The sequence below is a fragment of the Bacillus cereus genome (assembly GCF_002567495.1).
In the GTDB taxonomy this organism is placed as follows: domain Bacteria; phylum Bacillota; class Bacilli; order Bacillales; family Bacillaceae_G; genus Bacillus_A; species Bacillus_A cereus_AQ.
Genome location: NZ_NVAP01000087.1, coordinates 13,081 through 27,667, shown reverse-complemented (window position 1 = coordinate 27,667; position 14,587 = coordinate 13,081). Strand labels below are relative to the sequence as shown.

The window sequence follows — 14,587 nt, the reverse complement described above, 5'->3', positions numbered from 1 at the left end:
CCTAAAGGGGATAATATCAATAGGTGGGCTTTTTTATGGGGTATTACTATCCCATTGCACAAAAGGAAATTTGCATTTAAATAATAGTATATTATTAAAGTTCTTATATTGAGAAATAAAGAAAAGACACCCAAAAGTGCCTTCCTCCGACTTAAACCATCTTAATTTTAGTTTAGTCTTATTTTCAAATAAACCAAGTCCATCCATGTACTCAAAATCCTGGCTTAACAATTCCGCTTTTTGCTTATTTCAACTTATTACGAATCGCTCTCAATATTCCATCAACATTGTAATCAGGAATGTTGTAGATTGTACGTTTCTTTGATACAAACATCTTTTTTAACTCTAGATAAATAATACCTTTATTCATAAGAGAAATACCAAAAAGTCCATTGTTAATATCGAAATCTACACCTTTTATATCTTTATATTTCACTATTTCAGTTTCAGTGCCTTCAAAGAAACCGCCTTCCATACTTACTAGATATAGATTATTTTCCCCAATAATGAAAAATCCTGGTTTAGTTAGTTTCGGTTGGGCTACATCATAAGCGTAGATTTTTTCTTTAAATTTCATAACCTTTTTTAAAGCATCGAAAGCAATTTGATAGTATTTTCGCTCTGTTTTGGGTAGTTCTTTAGAGATATCAACCATTTCATCTAATGTAACTGGATATTCTATAATGCCAAAACGTTCATCAATTTTAGTGTATTTTGGATTAGCCATAATGTATCCCTTTTAAAAATGTAAGATTTAAACCAAGCATAACAAATACTGTTACAACTATATTGTCATATTTTGTCGAATGAAAATGAAAAAAGAGAGTCGCAGCGCTCACAGGTAAATTTTACGAAATTTGATTTCTAGCAAGTAAAAAAAGTTTCTTTTATGATGAAATCAAATCATAGTATATCTTTGTTGTTACGCAACCCTTTTACCTACGAAGCTGGTCGTTTAACGAATTGTAGCATGTTCTAATGACCATTTTATAAAAGAAAAAACCATCAAGAACTAGATAAGTTTAATTTTCATATCAAGTTCCATTCACTTTCACCCGAGCACGTTTTTGTTTCTTACATGATGTTAGTTTGTTATAGCTAAAATTCAAACTATATTGTAGATGCTGTCATAGTTTCCAAAATACGCAGGGTGATTTTTTTTATAGTCTTTCCATTCGTTACTATATGTACCTTGGGTTTTTAAATCACCTTCTCCACCGAACGCTGCTGCGACTTCTTCGTAGGACATACCTTGACGTAAGTTTTTGAGAGCATCAATCATGCGTTTCTGCTTAGCTTCTGCATTACAATTCTGTTCTTCTAGCTCTTCTAATCTTTTTTCGCTAGCTGTTTGTTTTCTTCCTTTTCCATTTATATTAGTTCTTTTTCGTAGTCGGCATGGACTTTTGTTCATTCGTATTCATATTTGTAATCTAAATACTTATTCCATCCCATAATCACAAGGGTGATAAAAATTAAACTACATAGTATAACAATCAGCTTCTGCTTCAAATCCCCATCCCCTTTATGTACTCAAAATATCAAAACAAAGGTTATACAAGGTTGAAAATGGTTGATGTAATGCATTTAGATGGAAGTCGATCGGTGAAAATGAATCCTCGTTGGAAACAAAAAGGGCGTTTATTTATTCATGAAATACTAACGAAACGCGGAATTATTCCAGAAATGGATAGGGCGGCGATGTAAATAATGGAGGAAAGCACATTATCACTGGCAATCGTATTGTAAGTAATATGTTTATCGGAATACCTGGTACACAGAATGAATAGATGTCTGGGATAAAAAGACAGGATGGTCACAAGATGACAAATAAACAGCGGCATGATGAATACGAACAAAAGAAAATCTTGTGGGTCATAAGAGATTTAAGAACTAGGGTTGTACATAACAGCGCAGATGAGGTTGAGGAAACATGCAAGTGGTATATCACGCTTGTTAAATGATAAAAGCCCTGCAAGGGGATGCAGGGCAAGACTAAGGGTATTGAAGAATTGTCGATTCTAAAAGTAAAGGACTTCTTGGAATGTTATAAGTTTAACACAAAATTCAATAAAACATTATATAAAGATGTTACGAAATTATGAATATAAAAAAACAAAGATAAAAATTATGAAAAAAGTTGATAATCCATGGGAGCCAAAAGGAATTATGTTTGTAATAGCGTTTTTATAGATTGAATACGACAAGTTCTTTCTTTTTGAAATATTCAGTAATATAACAGGGTGCCCCACCTAATAGACTGGTTCCTGAGTATTACGATGCCTGAAAGCATCAAAAAAGCCCGTACAGAAGCACAGGCCAGTTGTTACACATATCGGTAACTAAATTTTAACAGATTGTTAGGTAGTTATCTATTAAAAATGAAAAAACGCTCGATGGCAACGAGCGTTGTAGAGAAAATATTCCCTAAAATTAGCTACATGTATTATAACATAAGTTTTCTCTCAGTACATAAGGAGGAATGAAATATGATTGAAAATCCAATTACTTACGGTAATCATCACGATTCATCAGCAAGAGACTTTGTTGAAGAATGTGCAGGTTGCAATGGAGAAATATACTTCGGTGAAAGTTACTTAGATTTTGGGGGTGATTACTTACACGCAGAAGCAGATTGCATTACGCAATATGTAATGTCTAATTCGACAGAGAAAGTGGCAGGTGAATAAGGTGGGCCTACAAACCAAAATTGAAACTGAAATTCAAATTTTAAAGAGTTTGGTTGAACGATATAAGCAAAGCAAAGAGCCTAACGCTGCATCAATGGTTGTAGCTTACGAATATGGATTACAAGCACTTATGGAAGTGTATGAAGCTAGTAAACAAACGGAACTAGCACCATTTTAAAAAAAGGGGTGATTCATATGAAAACTGAAAATTACTTTTCTAAATTAGCTTAAATAGATTGCACGGAACATGTTGAAAAGGAAGGGTGTTTTACCTGCTTATCATGGACAGTTAAAAAACTTTGTGAGGTAGATCCAATAGCAACATGGGAAGTAAAACGATTTAATGGAGGGCCTTACCTCAAAACAGATTGTGGTTACTTTGTAGAGGTTGAATTAACTGTACAAGAATACCACTGAGTCAAAGTCACCCAATACTAAACAATCAAAACAAGACGATTGCAGAGCTTAACAGCTTTGACATTAATACGAGTATCCACCGAGCTTAGTAAAAACAATCGCACTTCACGGATTAGGTTTATAGATCTATGTGGGTGAAGATTTACCAGAAATCCAAGAGGAAATGATTAATGCTCAACAAGTTAGTGCAATTAAATTAAACATAAAAAAATTAGCTACTCGTCGAAAAGTGGATGAAGACATGATTAAAGGACAATTAAGTATTAAAGAAATTGGCGAATTGACATTAAAACAAGCAGAAGAAGTACTTAAGAGATCAACAAAGTGGGTTAAAGGCTAAAAAAGAAACTTCTGAAATCGAAGAACAAGAACAGGTAGAAAAAATGGAGCAAACAAACTAAGGAGATGCTAGGCCTATGTTAAACAAAAATCAAACTAAAGTCGTCCTTCCTAAGTAAGTCTGGAAGGGCGCATGGAATGAGAAAGAAACAAAGGAAAAGGCGATTGAGTACATTACTCCCAATCGCTATCCAGGATACGAAGTAATTAAGGTTAAAGGCGAGATAGCGGTATGCGAAAGGGCGAATGCGTGATGTTTAAGATACCTGTAAGGCGTGGATCTATGAAGGAGATGTTAATAGCAGTTCGTGATTTAGAAAAACGAGGTTATGACTATGTAACGCCAATTAAACGAATATATAGGGCAAAAAGAACTTTTTATCATGAAGGTAAGTTCAAAGGGAGAGAAAAGGTTCGGTTTACTGGCATGGAAGACAATGTGATTTATGAGTGTTGGATGAAGAAGGTGGACTAAATGAGCAAATTACTTATATATGAAAAACCATTAATCGTGTTACCAGGATTAATAAAAGTGATTGGATTAAACGAAGCAATATTTTTACAACAAGTTAAAAATAGATCAAACAAAATGGCAAGGTTAAATCTACTATATTTACAACAAACCTTACAGGAGGACGTTTAGAGAGTGCTTATAATGACAGGATTGTATCGTGGATTCTCAATAACTTCAGAACAATCACTTTCAAAGAAACAAAGTATTACAGAAGAAAGACATTGTCATTTTTAAAGGGGGAATTAATATGTGTGCATGTAACGGAACAGGAGTAATTAAGGACGATATGGGTAATGGCTGCTATCAATTTGCACCGTGTATTTGCGAAGTAGGGAATTGCAGTCCTGATGAAGTGGATAGAAGACGGCATGCCGTTATGGTAGAACTAAGAGAAATTCATCAATTACAACTGGAGGGTAAATGGGATGCCACGAATTGGATCGGATTTGGAAAAAGAGAATTACACAATGGCGTTGCAGCAGGGAAAGTACATGAAGAAATCGCGTTGTAATTTATATATTGCTTTAGAAGAATTGGACTTAGTGTTTGATGAAAGCGAAGTGATTCGATTAAAAGAAATGTGGGATGAGGATGAAAATATTCTTGAAATAGCGAAAGAGCTAGGAAGGCATCAACTAGAAATCGCCGCATTAATTATGGATCAGGCGGATAAGAACAAAATTAAATCTCGTCCAATGGGGTTAGGGGCATGAAGCAACTAACACTGGAGGATGTAGTTGGAAGTTTTGATTATACCGCAACAAGTACAGCAGACAAATTTTTAAAGCGTAGTAGTGTTATGACATATTCAGTAGAATTTTATGATAAAGAGGAGAAGTGGAAGCTTCGTTGGTTTGAAGCGAAGTCTGAGGGCGCAGCTATAGAAATGGCTAAAAAGAAATACGGGAAAATACAAATTATTACCACCTATATTTCAGATAGAACTTTAGAGGAAATCATGAATTTGGGTTAGGGGGCATAGCGACATGACGATAAATAGATGGCTAGAAAAGGAAGATTATCAAGCAGCCGAGAAGAACGGCATTGGCTATAACATGTTATATCGTAGAGTGTATCAAATGGGATGGAATATTGATAAGGCAATTAATACACCACCTCGGAAATATCAATTTAGGGAACAAAAGTGGTTAAAAATAGCGTTAGAAAATGGGGTTAAAAAGAAGACATTTTTAACTCGCGTTTATAAAGGGATGTCACCAGAAGAAGCAGCAAAAAGGCCTGTAAAGAAATTAAGAGAAACAATGGAAGATATGGTCAATTTAGCTGAAAAGAACGGTATTTCATATAGCACATTTAGTACAAGAGTATTAAAAGGGCGATGGAGTCCGCAAAGGGCAGCAACTACACCTATAAGGAGAGCTAAGAAGAAAAGAAGCTAGGAGGCAACATGGACAGGAAACAAATATACATCGATGTTTTACTACAAAAAGGAATTTATAAAGAGGAAAACACAGGTCGCCAACTTTATGAGATGACTGAACAAGAGTTGTGGAATCTAATAAAAGGAGTGTATCAGGAATGATTGAAATGCAACATGGTGTTTACGAAGTGACTCAATTATTAACCAAAGCAAAGGGAGGTAAGTAATGAAAAAGAAACTGCGGTGCAGGTGCAAAGTGAACTTAAAACTATAGTGGGAGATATTCGAAATCTGGAATACTACCTAGTCATGATGGATAGCGAAAGATTGAAGACGAAAAATACTTTGGAAGAGCTGAAAAAGCGAAAGGGAAAATTGAAAAGTTATTTATAAAAAGCGGAACAAACTGAAGCTAAAAGTGAAGATTAAACGGGTAAAAGATGTGGAGTTTTCAAGATATGCAAAGCCTGGTGATGCTGGTTTTGATCTTGTAGCAGCAGAGGACACGATTATATGGCCTGGCGAAACAAAGGTTGTACCAATGGGATTAGCTTTTGAGATTCCACCAGGATATGAATTGCAGATACGCCGGCGTAGTGGTATGACGCGTGATTATTGGAACTGAGGATAGTGGTTTTAGAGGAGAGGTTGGTGTACTTGTTGATTACATTGAAGTTCCTAAAGAGGCCAGTATGCAAGCTTATGTAATTGAAAGAGGGAATATGGGCTTCGGATTAACGGGGGATAAAATAAAAAAGGCTAGGATTTGCTCCTAGCAAAGAGTTATGTCGTACAGAAAGGTAAAAACCTAATGTTTGCAATTTCATTATATAACGTTTCTGGGGTAGAAGGATTGAATCATAGCAATCTTTACGTAACTTTTACATGTGATTGAAATATTTGATAACACAGACATGGATTTACTAGAAAGTGAAATTATTAAAGGGATTTCTGCATATGGAAATCCTAAATGTAATGTATGCGGTAAAGAAATCTTAATAGTACCGAGTTACATGGTTTTTGATTTAGATGAAGATACTACTTACTAGGAATAGAGCTCCTAGTAAAATTAAAGAATCAACTAAAATTAAGAATTGGTTTTTCTGTGGTTTTCGAAATTCCCTTATTAAGCTAAAAACGACACTCATTCCGAAACAAATATATAACAAAATCATTATTGTTCCTGACATACTTAACACTCCTAATATATTGATAATTTAATTATATATCGAAAAGTACATGTGTGTAAATTTTTAACAAAAAACTTATTAGAATAAAAAAATGGCTCTTACTATTACGTAAGAACCCCATAACCGAAGAAAAAAAGTCGTATGTGAAACCATGCGGGAATCACAATAATATTTTAACATTTAAATATATAGTTGTCTATACATCGAATTGAAAAAATATTTATTTAAACGAAGGAGCCCTAGATTTAGGGATCTAGAGCTTCTTGTGTGGATATAATTCACACAATTTATGAAAAGAAAAGAACCTACTGAAGATAACACAGAAATGTTTCATAAATGTATCAAAAAAGTGAAAGAATAGTTATTTGAATAGAAAATGACAGCTGAAATATAAAGATTGTATCAGCTGTCACTAAAATAAAAATTTATTTTTATTAGTAGGTTTTTAGTTGGTATTTTTACTTCTTTTAGAAGAAATTGTACCAAATATTACTCCTGACATTGCTCCGATTAAAGTCATAAAAATTGCACTCCATGCTGCAAATGACATAACTACACCTCCTAAAAATAACTTATTGTAACTATTTAAAGCTATTGTTTCTTAGTCTTTTTAATAGAAATGATGATTGCAACAACTGTTAAGAAAATAAGAGGAGACCACGAAAAGAAAGACATTTAGTATTCTCCTTTCGATATAAATTTTAAATATTGTATAAATCAATTATTCCACATTTGTAAATTTGATATATAGAATATGTAATATTGCATATGGAATTGTTGGACGTGAAGAAGTGAAGACGATAGTTGAACAAAAACACCATTTTAATAGAGAACATTTAACAGGACCCGATTAGGGGGACGGGTCCTGTTAATGGAACGATAGATTCTTATGGGATTACCAATGATCACTATAAAAGGTAATTAAATTCCATGTGTAAGGTGTTGAGAAAGCTTTTTATAAATGCTTTATTTTACATAACAAGGCAGCTAGCTAAAGTAGCTAATTGTTCGATTGTACAATTTTAGAAGTTTCATTGGATACAGATATATGTTGTAACAAAAAGTTACAACTATAGCATAAACAAATATTAAAATATTATATATGAAAGAAAAATAAATAAAAATTTCATTTTGTTTATTTTAAAACCAAAAAAGAGCACTTTATTAAGCGCTCTCGTGACGAGATCCATTTTGTGAATACTACTTTATTTTATAAAGAAAGGAACACAGAATATTATATGCGTTTCTTGTTAATTGAGTGTATTTTTACAGACAAAGAGCAGCCAGCAAAAGCTAACTGCTCGGTTCTCCAAGGGGGAACAAGGAGAAAATCTAATGTCATATAAAGTATTGACGGTATATTGAGTTTTATTCACGAGAGATTATATTCTAAAATTTGAATTATGATAGTCGATATTCTCCATATTGACCAGAAAAGAACTAAAAGTTCTAGTGAAATTCCAAGGGTTCTTTTCTTAGTTTTTTGAGATTCTTTTATCAAATAGCCAACAGCACTAATTGCTATAAGAATAAAAAGAATAAGTTCTAGTGTAACTGGCATTTTATCTGCTCCTAAACAAATTATTTTGCATATAACAATTATAAGATATTTATTGATCATTAGTAGTAAACATTTGAAAAAAATAACCTTTTTGTCATATACAAAAAGGCAGTTGTTTCCGCAACCACCTTTCAGTGAAACAAAGCACTTTTTCAGAAATAAAGTATGGATGATTCCTGAAAAAGGTTATAGGATAGATTCCCATTTTTATAATGCAAGTGACGAACTTAATTTATAAGAAAGGAATGACGATATTATATGAAAGCTTGTCTATAATGGTCACGACTAAAAGAGCAGTTAGCAAAAGTTAACTGCTCAATACAAGGAGATACAAAGAAAGCTACTTCAAATGAGTTTTGGCATACAGCCTACATATAGTATTGACGGAAAAATTATTTTAAATCCAAGTTACTTAAAGTAAACATCCCTACGGATACAATGGCTGCACCTACTGCAGAACCTAGCCAATCTCTCCAACTCAATGTATTTAAAGGTGTATCTGTTAGATCCATAATTAAGAAGATAGCAAACATTAATACACCAAATGCTAAGCATCCCCAAAAAGTTTGTAAGGATTTAATTATCTTCTTCCGGAATTTGTTCATATAAATCATCCTTACTAATATATTGTATTTTTATAAACGAATTATTGCATATACGGAAATCGAAAGTAAAGAATATGCAATATTGTATATTGAAATTTAACGAAATAATCATTTTTATAGAAAGTGAGGAATAACAATACGATTTAACAGCAGAAGAGATTACTGAAAAATTAAGCGCATAAGTAATCAAAAGCATCCATAACGGGTGCTTTTTTCTTTGTTATATAGAAATTACACATTAACGATTAGGCATATTTAAGAATCTCGAACATAAGATGGTAATGACACCGAGAAGAATTCATTGTGTTCGCTACTCGCGTTAATACGTTTCGAAAAGGCACCTATTTAGGTGCTTTTTTGTTTGCATTTTTCGAGATGGACGAGCATATATTGGAATGTGTGGATGGAAACCACTATATATATCAGAGCACCTATCAATTATGGGTGTTCTTTTATTATGTAAAAAGTTTTATAAGTTGTTTGAGAGTTGAAAAATAGTATATTATCTTTCTCAATGTACATATTAAGAAAAGTTTTTAATATCATACATAAAAGGCGGGATAATATGAGTGAAAATAAGAAAAATGAAGAATTGAATAAGATAAAGAAGTATTATTTTAATGAGGACAATCAACCAGTAGCTGGTATAGAGTTAATTTTGCCGCCGGATATAGGAATCGTGTTAGACCCGAAATCAGTTAATGATGAAAGTAGAGATATTGATAATGAATAAGTTTAATTTAAGCATCCATTCGAGTGCTTTTTTCTTTGTTGTATAGAAATTACACATTAACCCCCTTTAATACATGACTTAGGCATAGTTGGGAATGAGGTATCATATAATGATACCGAACGGTTTCCGACATGTACCCCTATATTTTTTCAAGAGAGAGCACTTACTGGGGGAGTGCTCTCTTTCGTTTGCACATAAGAACGGGCAAGGCATTGTCGTATATTTTATACTCAGAAGCTTAGGGCACTTTATAGTGTTCTTTTTTTATTGAATAAAATGGACATTTGAATAGAAAACATATCCTTAAAATAACCCTTGGAACAAGGGAGTTAGCTCGGCTGTCTTAGGACGAATTCGTTAGCTACCAAAAGTAACGACTAACCGAGAAGCTCCCACTTCAAACAGTCCGTTAGGACGTTAAGTGGCGGGTAGTTCACTTAGTACTTATTAATTAGAAGGATGCAGTTTCAATTGAATGTAACATTTTACAAAACAAACGAACACAATGAAAGAAAATAAATGTCCTATTAAACTGTCTAAAAGTTAACCCGTGTATTGTTTTCATTGCATATAGTTCATTGTCTCAACATAATAAAAATAATTTGTACATTTTTTCAGGGGAAATACAATCGTATACTGAGCAATTATTTTTGTATGGCTAAATACCTACATCAAATTGTATTAGTTTTTCTATAAAAAGTTAGAGAATTATCTTAGTTATTAAATAAATTATGCCTATACTTTAAGTAGAGCCTAATTTCTTATAATTAAAACAGTTTAAATGTTTATATATAGAATTTCGAAGGGGGTATATTGTAAATGATTCCAACGTCAACATATGTGGTTAAATGGGTATTAGATGACTTAACACTTGCATCAAGACCAAATCAGGGGATCAAACTAAGCACAGTTAAAAAGTTAGAGAAACTTTATGTAGAATACAGAGACATGATTGAGGGAGATACTAGCTTTGAAATAACACATTATCTGCTAGAGTTTATCAATCCACATAATCTTTTTGTAGTAAGGGAAGGTTACTATATATTTGATAATAAAACGATGAAATTTATTAAAGTATCAGACGATATTCATTTTTCTAATCAAAGCTTAGCGTATTGTAATAATGGAGTTGCAGTCGATTTAATAAACGGAAAAATGCACTTTTTAGAAGGGCATTATTATAAAGTTAAAACCTCATATATTGATTTGTTAAAAGGAGAAACTATCCCTGTAATGGTTCTAAGTCATTTAGATAATGATGTTGGGGTATCAGTTCCTTTGACGATGTTTAATGAGGAAAGAACTTTTAAAATTTCAGAGAGTTATATAGTTAATCTTACCTCTAAGAATTGCAAAAACGAGAGTGAATTTAACGAAAAGGGAAACGTAATACGAATTCTAAAACCGTCTATTGTGTAGTTAAGGATATATGTAAATTAAATTCATAATGGTTACAAGTGAGTGGGAAAATTGCCATTTGAAATGTATACAGCTTTTCGAGGTAAAGTAATTATAAAGGATGAATATAAAGGATTGGTGGAATTAATAAATACAGGAAGCTGGGAAGAAGCTGCTTTAAAGTTTCCATTCGTTAAAGAATATATAAAAGTTAAACATAGTAAAGACATTCCATTTACAAAGAAACAGATAAATGAAGCATTTGCAGAAGATGATTTTCTATATATGAGGTGGCACATAGGAAACTGGGAAGAAGAGAATGATTATTATACAAATTTAAAAGATAATGAATGGTCATTTATAGCCAATCTAAAGAACTACAGAGATCCAGAACATAACGTGGCACCTATCACATTATTTATGAATGTGATTTTAAAGGAAGTAGCTGCACATATTATAAGGCTAGAAGTTTGGTATGGTGGGGCTGATGGACCGGAAGAATTCTTTTTTATAAATAATGAATTTAAAAAGAAGCTGTAGCAGTAATTAAATATTGCTGCTTTTTATTTATTAATACACTAAAATTATTGTTGTTAGCGTTATATATATTCATTTATAATAGAATATGGAAAAATTCACACTGCAATAATAAAGATTTTAGTATATAAGAGCTGGGAGCAGCTCTTTTTATTTTGCTCAGGGGGAGTGTGAAAGAAAAAAGTTTATGTTAGTGGCAAAGTTAAATAATCTAATAGAAAATAAAAAATTAGAGTTAGTAGAGCTGGTAAATAAACAAGGCTTTACTCATATGAAAGTCCTCTATTTAAGTCAGGAAATTGATAAATTAATTAATAAATATATGATTATAAAAAAAGGAATCCTATAATAGTAGGGTCCAAAGGGAACAGATACATAAAATAAAGAGAATAATTTAATTATATAAGAAATTTCATACTGTAATATTGAGAAAGTGTAAAACCTTAATTAAATATTTTCGTTTGAAAAGTGATGTGATTACTATTTTAAAATTAAGAACAGATTTAATAGAGAAAGCAGTTAAACTAACTCATATAAAAGAAGACACCAATGTTAGTAAACAGGAAGTCAATATTGCATTTAATTTATATGAAGAATTACAAAAAATAAACGAACCTAAGAAATTTAAATTTTATCCCTTTAATGAAAAGGAAGCCAGTGAATTCTCACTAGCTGATTTCTCGGAAGACGCTAAAAAAATTATTAGTTTAAGAAACTGGGTTTTAGAAGTACTACCTATTATTGATTTGTATAATTAGGTTGGAAATCTACCTCTAACAAGGGAGAATGAAGACTTTATAGAGTATCTTAAAGATTGCTTTAATACTTATATCTCTGGGTTAGAGAACATTTGCAGTGCAACATTAGAAACAGTCATTACCAAAAAGGATTTAAGACATGCAAAGAATTTGTGTGAAGGAATTATTTATTCCTTACAAGAATATTATAAAGGTTTTCCTTCAAGGGCTTCTAATGAATTTTATAGGGTTTTAATAAATAACGTGTCAAAACCAAATCATTTCAATGATATAAAAACACTTCAAAACTTTGACAATGAATTCCTCTATAAAATGAGAGTCGGTACCGATTGTGTATTTACAAGTGAAGAAATGTTTCATATTCCGTTAGAACTTCGGGGAATAGTCAGTACAAATAGATACAGTATTCCTGGGTTACCTTGTATCTATTTAGGAAGCTCACCTTTAACCTGCTGGGAAGAACTTAATAAACCGGATTTAAACACGGTTCAGACTTCAGTATTTAAATCAGATGATATAAGTTATATAGATTTATCTACACCACCTGTTGTTTTTATAGATAAGTTAATTAAGAAATTCAATGATTTCGGTACAATTATGAAAAAACGCTTTTGGCGGATAGGTTAAATGAACCAAATGAAGTAATTTCTTATCTAATTATTTGGCCTTTAATGGCAGCATGTTCTGTACGTGTAAAAAATACGACTGATACATTCAAACCAGAATATATTATCCCACAACTATTATTGCAGTTTATAAGATATGATGGATTTTTTGATGGCGTAAGCTACTTCTCAACTAAAGTGGATAACTACTCTGCTGAAACAGCCGTACTTTATAAAAACTTTGCCTTTCCTGTTCAAGATGGAGCAACTAAAGGTCTTTGTCCAGAACTACTAAGTAAATTTGAGGTTTCAGATGCAGTACCGTGGAATATGTTTCAGTTGTATAAGGATTCACATCATTGTGATCCCCATGAGGGAGAGAAACGAGTTGAACATGAATTTATTAATGGAATGAGTTTATTATACTCTTCGACAGATTTTAGTAAACTTGAAACTTTTTTACATAAAAAAATTTTTTTAGAAAGATCTAATTGACGTTCGTCTAGAATGAGGGGATTTCACAAGCCTATAGATTCAAATGTTTAGGAGACTAGATGAATTTGTGATATATTTTTAAAGTAGTGCACAAGTGCAAAATCACACAAAAGATCACCTGTTAAATTTTATAGGTGATCTTTTCATGTTTATTAAATAATCTTTTTATTGAAATAGTGCAGAGGTTTTATACTTTTTTTTCAATAGATAAAACTACATGAAAATAAAAAAATAAGTAAAAAAGTGGAGAGTTATTCGTCTAAATATATAGAATTTTCAACAAAATTTCATAATTATGTTATATAATGATGTTAACAAACCATATTTTAGGCATTACCCCCGATTGTGTAGAATAAATAATTTTTCGATGAGCTAAAGTATTTTGCTAAAAGAACTTGTAGCGGGGCCTGCTACAAGTTCTTTTATGTTTTTAGTAAAGCAAAATAAGAAAAAAGGAGGAAATACGAGTATGACAAGAAATTTTAAGAAAGCAGCACTTAATTCGTTAGATGGGAAATGGGGAGTAGGTATAGGAGTATCAGCTTTATTCTATTTTGTACCAACCTTAAGTGCATCAGCAATCGCCACTTTCATGTATTTAATATTTGCACTGTTTATCGGGATAATTGGCCCGGATGTGTTATTTATTTATTCAATTGGTGGGGAACCACAAGTAGATCCAACAGCACTTGCTTTACTTATTCTAAGTTATATTGGTTTAGGTGGGGTTTGTTTCCTAATTTACAGTGTCATACAAGGTATCTTTAATTATGGATATTCTGTTTTCACTTTACACTTAGGGAAAAAAGAAGATGCTAAGGTAGACGATGTATTTTCGGGATTTAAAAAGAAGAATTTGTTTAAATCAATGAAATTGGGGCTGCTGCAAGCTATTTTTCTTTTTTTATGGAGTCTCTTATTAATTGTTCCAGGTATTATTAAATATTTTTCTTATTCCATGTCGTATTACATATTAGTAGAGAATCCTGATTATACAGCAAGTGAAGCATTGAGAGAAAGTAAAAGAATAATGAAAGGACAAAAGCTAAAGTTATTTGTTCTTTGGTTATCATTTATTGGTTGGTTTTTATTAGCTGCATTTATCGGAATGTTTACATTTAATCTATCATTTATTTTTATTTCTCCTTATTACAACACAACTGTCTCACATTTTTACTTAGATTTAATTAAAAAACAGGATATTGGAGAAGCGAAGGTAAGTATTTAAATGTGAAAAAAGTATGTTTAAGGTGAAAAATATACGTACTTGACAGTGGATATGCGTTTAAGTATATCCACTTTTTAATACTATATTAAAAGACTTAAGCTGCTGGATATATCATGATTATTATGATTTGATTAAG

The 14,587-nt window shown here is 32.0% G+C and carries 21 protein-coding genes and 5 pseudogenes; 21 read left to right on the top strand and 5 right to left on the bottom strand.

The annotated features are described in order from the left end of the window. Positions 1-244 precede the first annotated feature (244 nt). Together COK05_RS30075 and COK05_RS30070 are read right to left on the bottom strand one after the other, a co-directional pair. A complete protein-coding gene (locus COK05_RS30075; RefSeq protein WP_098615434.1) occupies positions 245-727 on the bottom strand; it encodes a PH domain-containing protein in 483 nt (160 codons plus the stop codon). A 378-nt stretch (positions 728-1,105) separates the two neighbouring features. Next, positions 1,106-1,414 carry a hypothetical protein gene (locus tag COK05_RS30070; RefSeq protein WP_098615433.1) on the bottom strand — a complete coding sequence of 103 codons (309 nt, stop codon included), beginning with the start codon at positions 1,412-1,414 and terminating at the stop codon, positions 1,106-1,108. Between the two features lie 77 nt (positions 1,415-1,491). Here COK05_RS30070 and COK05_RS30065 point away from each other — a divergent pair. The 13 genes and pseudogenes from COK05_RS30065 to COK05_RS30010 form a co-directional block, all read left to right on the top strand. Then, positions 1,492-1,707 (top strand): annotated as a pseudogene (locus COK05_RS30065) (phage antirepressor KilAC domain-containing protein); the annotation flags it as partial. Positions 1,708-2,489: 782 nt separating this feature from the next. After that, entirely contained in the window at positions 2,490-2,690 is a 201-nt protein-coding gene (locus COK05_RS30060; RefSeq protein ID WP_098615432.1) for a hypothetical protein, read from the top strand. A gap of 1 nt (position 2,691) precedes the next feature. Beyond that, a complete protein-coding gene (locus COK05_RS31525; protein ID WP_176539479.1) occupies positions 2,692-2,868 on the top strand; it encodes a hypothetical protein in 177 nt (58 codons plus the stop codon). 53 nt (positions 2,869-2,921) lie between these two features. Then, positions 2,922-3,508: pseudogene (locus tag COK05_RS30055) on the top strand (Sak single strand annealing protein). A 191-nt stretch (positions 3,509-3,699) separates the two neighbouring features. Next, complete coding sequence (locus tag COK05_RS30050) at positions 3,700-3,921, top strand: hypothetical protein (RefSeq protein WP_098615431.1); 222 nt, start codon at positions 3,700-3,702, stop codon at positions 3,919-3,921. Continuing rightward, positions 3,922-4,017, top strand: a pseudogene (locus COK05_RS30045) (replication protein); the annotation flags it as partial. It abuts the gene before it with no gap. Between the two features lie 29 nt (positions 4,018-4,046). Continuing rightward, positions 4,047-4,235 (top strand): annotated as a pseudogene (locus tag COK05_RS31980) (hypothetical protein); the annotation flags it as partial. Further along, the gene (locus COK05_RS30035; protein ID WP_098615430.1) at positions 4,208-4,471 is read left to right on the top strand and encodes a hypothetical protein; all 264 of its coding nucleotides are present in this window, start codon (positions 4,208-4,210) and stop codon (positions 4,469-4,471) included. The pseudogene COK05_RS31980 and the gene COK05_RS30035, both read left to right, overlap by 28 nt. Further along, complete coding sequence (locus COK05_RS30030) at positions 4,428-4,673, top strand: helix-turn-helix domain containing protein (protein ID WP_098615429.1); 246 nt, start codon at positions 4,428-4,430, stop codon at positions 4,671-4,673. The genes COK05_RS30035 and COK05_RS30030 overlap by 44 nt, the downstream gene beginning before the upstream one ends. Next, positions 4,670-4,933 (top strand): hypothetical protein, encoded by a 264-nt coding sequence (locus COK05_RS30025; RefSeq protein ID WP_098615428.1) that lies wholly within the window; start codon positions 4,670-4,672, stop codon positions 4,931-4,933. Before COK05_RS30030 ends, COK05_RS30025 begins: the two co-directional genes overlap by 4 nt. Before the next feature lie 13 nt (positions 4,934-4,946). After that, on the top strand, positions 4,947-5,360 hold the full coding sequence (locus COK05_RS30020) for a hypothetical protein (RefSeq protein WP_098615427.1): 414 nt from the start codon (positions 4,947-4,949) through the stop codon (positions 5,358-5,360). Positions 5,361-5,368: 8 nt separating this feature from the next. Next, complete coding sequence (locus tag COK05_RS30015; protein ID WP_098615426.1) at positions 5,369-5,503, top strand: Fur-regulated basic protein FbpA; 135 nt, start codon at positions 5,369-5,371, stop codon at positions 5,501-5,503. Positions 5,504-5,747: 244 nt separating this feature from the next. After that, a pseudogene (locus COK05_RS30010) lies at positions 5,748-6,060 on the top strand (dUTP diphosphatase); the annotation flags it as partial. Between the two features lie 306 nt (positions 6,061-6,366). Here the strand turns inward: COK05_RS30010 and COK05_RS31520 are convergent. From COK05_RS31520 to COK05_RS29990, 3 genes are all read right to left on the bottom strand, one after another. Next, on the bottom strand, positions 6,367-6,531 hold the full coding sequence (locus COK05_RS31520; RefSeq protein WP_002094309.1) for a hypothetical protein: 165 nt from the start codon (positions 6,529-6,531) through the stop codon (positions 6,367-6,369). 1,372 nt (positions 6,532-7,903) lie between these two features. Then, a complete protein-coding gene (locus COK05_RS30000; protein ID WP_098519580.1) occupies positions 7,904-8,092 on the bottom strand; it encodes a hypothetical protein in 189 nt (62 codons plus the stop codon). 392 nt (positions 8,093-8,484) lie between these two features. After that, positions 8,485-8,697, bottom strand: a complete 213-nt coding sequence (locus COK05_RS29990; RefSeq protein WP_098615425.1) for a hypothetical protein — start codon at positions 8,695-8,697, stop codon at positions 8,485-8,487. A 565-nt stretch (positions 8,698-9,262) separates the two neighbouring features. Here COK05_RS29990 and COK05_RS31515 point away from each other — a divergent pair. The 8 genes from COK05_RS31515 to COK05_RS29955 all read left to right on the top strand — a co-directional run bounded on the left by COK05_RS31515 (position 9,263) and on the right by COK05_RS29955 (position 14,451). Beyond that, complete coding sequence (locus COK05_RS31515) at positions 9,263-9,430, top strand: hypothetical protein (protein ID WP_098615424.1); 168 nt, start codon at positions 9,263-9,265, stop codon at positions 9,428-9,430. A gap of 819 nt (positions 9,431-10,249) precedes the next feature. Continuing rightward, entirely contained in the window at positions 10,250-10,849 is a 600-nt protein-coding gene (locus COK05_RS29980) for a hypothetical protein (protein ID WP_098615423.1), read from the top strand. 63 nt (positions 10,850-10,912) lie between these two features. Next, a complete protein-coding gene (locus COK05_RS29975) occupies positions 10,913-11,368 on the top strand; it encodes a hypothetical protein (RefSeq protein WP_098615437.1) in 456 nt (151 codons plus the stop codon). A gap of 184 nt (positions 11,369-11,552) precedes the next feature. Continuing rightward, positions 11,553-11,714, top strand: coding sequence for an aspartyl-phosphate phosphatase Spo0E family protein (locus COK05_RS29970; RefSeq protein ID WP_098615422.1), 162 nt, complete (start codon positions 11,553-11,555; stop codon positions 11,712-11,714). A gap of 124 nt (positions 11,715-11,838) precedes the next feature. Continuing rightward, positions 11,839-12,123 (top strand): hypothetical protein, encoded by a 285-nt coding sequence (locus COK05_RS29965; protein ID WP_255290372.1) that lies wholly within the window; start codon positions 11,839-11,841, stop codon positions 12,121-12,123. A gap of 243 nt (positions 12,124-12,366) precedes the next feature. Next, positions 12,367-12,750, top strand: a complete 384-nt coding sequence (locus tag COK05_RS31175; RefSeq protein WP_176539477.1) for a hypothetical protein — start codon at positions 12,367-12,369, stop codon at positions 12,748-12,750. After that, positions 12,735-13,223 (top strand): hypothetical protein, encoded by a 489-nt coding sequence (locus tag COK05_RS31975; RefSeq protein ID WP_255290371.1) that lies wholly within the window; start codon positions 12,735-12,737, stop codon positions 13,221-13,223. Before COK05_RS31175 ends, COK05_RS31975 begins: the two co-directional genes overlap by 16 nt. A gap of 469 nt (positions 13,224-13,692) precedes the next feature. After that, the gene (locus COK05_RS29955) at positions 13,693-14,451 is read left to right on the top strand and encodes a DUF975 family protein (RefSeq protein WP_098615436.1); all 759 of its coding nucleotides are present in this window, start codon (positions 13,693-13,695) and stop codon (positions 14,449-14,451) included. The last annotated feature ends 136 nt before the right edge of the window (positions 14,452-14,587 follow it).

Coding starts and splice junctions, on each gene's coding strand:
- COK05_RS30000 (WP_098519580.1), bottom strand. CDS start 8,092: ATGCCAGTTACACTAGAACTTATTCTTTTTATTCTTATAGCAATTAGT.
- COK05_RS29955 (WP_098615436.1), top strand. CDS start 13,693: ATGACAAGAAATTTTAAGAAAGCAGCACTTAATTCGTTAGATGGGAAA.
- COK05_RS30050 (WP_098615431.1), top strand. CDS start 3,700: ATGTTTAAGATACCTGTAAGGCGTGGATCTATGAAGGAGATGTTAATA.
- COK05_RS30060 (WP_098615432.1), top strand. CDS start 2,490: ATGATTGAAAATCCAATTACTTACGGTAATCATCACGATTCATCAGCA.
- COK05_RS30035 (WP_098615430.1), top strand. CDS start 4,208: ATGTGTGCATGTAACGGAACAGGAGTAATTAAGGACGATATGGGTAAT.
- COK05_RS30020 (WP_098615427.1), top strand. CDS start 4,947: ATGACGATAAATAGATGGCTAGAAAAGGAAGATTATCAAGCAGCCGAG.
- COK05_RS29990 (WP_098615425.1), bottom strand. CDS start 8,697: ATGAACAAATTCCGGAAGAAGATAATTAAATCCTTACAAACTTTTTGG.
- COK05_RS30025 (WP_098615428.1), top strand. CDS start 4,670: ATGAAGCAACTAACACTGGAGGATGTAGTTGGAAGTTTTGATTATACC.
- COK05_RS30015 (WP_098615426.1), top strand. CDS start 5,369: ATGGACAGGAAACAAATATACATCGATGTTTTACTACAAAAAGGAATT.
- COK05_RS29980 (WP_098615423.1), top strand. CDS start 10,250: ATGATTCCAACGTCAACATATGTGGTTAAATGGGTATTAGATGACTTA.
- COK05_RS29970 (WP_098615422.1), top strand. CDS start 11,553: ATGTTAGTGGCAAAGTTAAATAATCTAATAGAAAATAAAAAATTAGAG.
- COK05_RS30070 (WP_098615433.1), bottom strand. CDS start 1,414: ATGAACAAAAGTCCATGCCGACTACGAAAAAGAACTAATATAAATGGA.
- COK05_RS31520 (WP_002094309.1), bottom strand. CDS start 6,531: ATGTCAGGAACAATAATGATTTTGTTATATATTTGTTTCGGAATGAGT.
- COK05_RS30075 (WP_098615434.1), bottom strand. CDS start 727: ATGGCTAATCCAAAATACACTAAAATTGATGAACGTTTTGGCATTATA.
- COK05_RS31515 (WP_098615424.1), top strand. CDS start 9,263: ATGAGTGAAAATAAGAAAAATGAAGAATTGAATAAGATAAAGAAGTAT.
- COK05_RS30030 (WP_098615429.1), top strand. CDS start 4,428: ATGGCGTTGCAGCAGGGAAAGTACATGAAGAAATCGCGTTGTAATTTA.
- COK05_RS29975 (WP_098615437.1), top strand. CDS start 10,913: ATGTATACAGCTTTTCGAGGTAAAGTAATTATAAAGGATGAATATAAA.